General features: G+C 52.5%; 3 protein-coding genes. All 3 read left to right on the top strand.

Going from position 1 to position 2,011, the window contains the following annotated elements; translation table 11 throughout:
• Nucleotides 1-707, top strand: a 707-nt coding sequence (mlaE, locus tag ACTHUM_RS12390) for a lipid asymmetry maintenance ABC transporter permease subunit MlaE (protein ID WP_440402999.1), incomplete at its 5' end; no start/stop codon positions are given.
• A gap of 49 nt (nt 708-756) precedes the next feature.
• A complete protein-coding gene (gene mlaD / locus ACTHUM_RS12385) occupies nt 757-1,251 on the top strand; it encodes an outer membrane lipid asymmetry maintenance protein MlaD (protein WP_003681819.1) in 495 nt (164 codons plus the stop codon).
• Nucleotides 1,252-1,283: 32 nt separating this feature from the next.
• The gene (locus tag ACTHUM_RS12380; protein ID WP_036492158.1) at nt 1,284-1,874 is read left to right on the top strand and encodes an MlaC/ttg2D family ABC transporter substrate-binding protein; all 591 of its coding nucleotides are present in this window, start codon (nt 1,284-1,286) and stop codon (nt 1,872-1,874) included.
• Nucleotides 1,875-2,011 lie beyond the last annotated feature (137 nt).

The following is a 2,011-nucleotide window of genomic DNA, read 5'->3' as shown; positions in this document are numbered from 1 at the left end:
TTTTCCTGCAGATCCTGGCCAAATCAGGCACGGCGTTTGCCCGTCCGCGCCTGAGCATCCGCCAGATTTACTTTGCAGGCGTGTTGTCCGTCCTGATTGTCGCCGTGTCCGGCCTGTTTGTCGGCATGGTATTGGGCTTGCAAGGCTATACGCAGCTGGCAAAATTCAAATCCGCCGATATTTTAGGCTATATGGTTGCCGCTTCCCTGTTGCGCGAATTGGGTCCCGTATTGGCGGCCATTCTGTTTGCCAGCAGCGCAGGCGGCGCCATGACCAGCGAAATCGGCTTGATGAAAACCACCGAGCAGCTTGAAGCAATGAACGTGATGGCGGTCGACCCCGTGGCACGCGTGGTTGCGCCGCGCTTTTGGGCGGGCGTGTTTTCCATGCCTTTGCTGGCTTCGATTTTCAACGTTGCCGGCATTTACGGCGCGTATTTGGTCGGCGTCGAATGGCTGGGTTTGGACGGCGGTATTTTCTGGTCGCAAATGCAAAACAACATTACCTTCCATTACGACGTACTCAACGGCTTAATCAAATCCGCCGCTTTCGGCGTAGCCGTTACGTTAATCGCCGTACATCAGGGCTTCCACTGCGTACCGACTTCCGAAGGTATTTTGCGTGCCAGTACACGCACAGTAGTGTCTTCCGCCCTGACCATCCTCGCTGTCGACTTCATGTTGACCGCATGGATGTTTACCGACTAAAGGCCGTCTGAAACGACACTTAAAAAGAATGAAACAAGGACAATAGCACATGAAAAAAAATGCTTTGGAATTTTGGGTAGGACTGTTTGTCTTACTAGGCGCGGCTGCTATCGGCTTTCTTGCCTTCCGCGCCGCCGGCGGACAATCGTTCGGCAAATCATCACAAACCTACACCGTCTATGCCGATTTCAGCGACATCGGCGGCTTGAAAACCAACGCTCCGGTAAAATCCGCAGGCGTACTGGTGGGCCGTGTTGCCTCCATTCAGCTCGACCCTAAATCCTATCAGGCAAAAGTCGCCCTCAATCTGGACAGCCAATATCAGTTCAGCAGCGACGTTTCCGCACAAATCCTGACTTCAGGCCTATTGGGCGAACAATACATCGGCCTGCAACAAGGCGGCGATACCGATTCTTTGGCGGCAGGCGACACCATTACCGTCACCAGCTCCGCCATGGTTTTGGAAAACCTTATCGGCAAATTCATGACCAGCTTTGCCGAGAAAAACGCAGACAGTGAATCTGCCGGTCAAAACGAACAATAAACACATATCAACCCAATATTCAGGACACTCCCATGAAAAAAACATCCTTCATCAGCGCATTGAGCATCGGCGTATTGAGCATCAGCATGGCATTTGCCTCTCCTGCCGACGCAGTCAACCAAGTCCGTGAAAACTCCGTTCAAGTGCTGAAAATCCTCAACAGCGGCGATGCCAACACCGCACGCCAAAAAGCCGAAGCTTACGCCATCCCTTACTTCGACTTCCAACGCATGACCGCTTTGGCCGTCGGCAACCCATGGCGCACTGCGACTGACGCACAAAAACAAGCATTGACCAAAGAGTTCCAAACCCTGCTGATCCGCACCTACTCCGGCACCATGCTGAAATTCAAAAATGCCAAGGTCAACATCAAAGACAACCCTGTCGTAAACAAAGGCGGTAAAGAAATCGTTGTCCGCGCCGAAATCAACGTTTCCGGCCAAAAACCGGTCAACATGGACTTCACCACCTACCAAAGCGGCAACAAATACCGCGCATACAATGTCGCAGTAGAAGGCGCAAGCTTGGTTACCGTATACCGCAACCAATTCGGCGAAACCATTAAAGCCAAAGGCATCGACGGCCTGATTGCCGACTTGAAAGCCAAAAACGGCGGTAAATAATCCACCCACACACCATGCCGCCTGATGTTCAGACGGCATGGTGCCTTACATCATAAAGACACCATGCAAACAGAAATCCGCAACGGCACGCTCTACATCAGCGGCGACGTTACCGTCAAAACCCTGACTGCCTCCGC

It is taken from the genome of Neisseria sp. P0021.S006 (assembly GCF_051956895.1).
This window is presented reverse-complemented; position numbering and strand designations above follow the sequence as displayed.

What these genes read in the sequence shown, in the direction of transcription:
- mlaD (WP_003681819.1), top strand. Translation starts at nt 757, where the DNA reads ATGAAAAAAAATGCTTTGGAATTTTGGGTAGGACTGTTTGTCTTACTA.
- ACTHUM_RS12380 (WP_036492158.1), top strand. Translation starts at nt 1,284, where the DNA reads ATGAAAAAAACATCCTTCATCAGCGCATTGAGCATCGGCGTATTGAGC.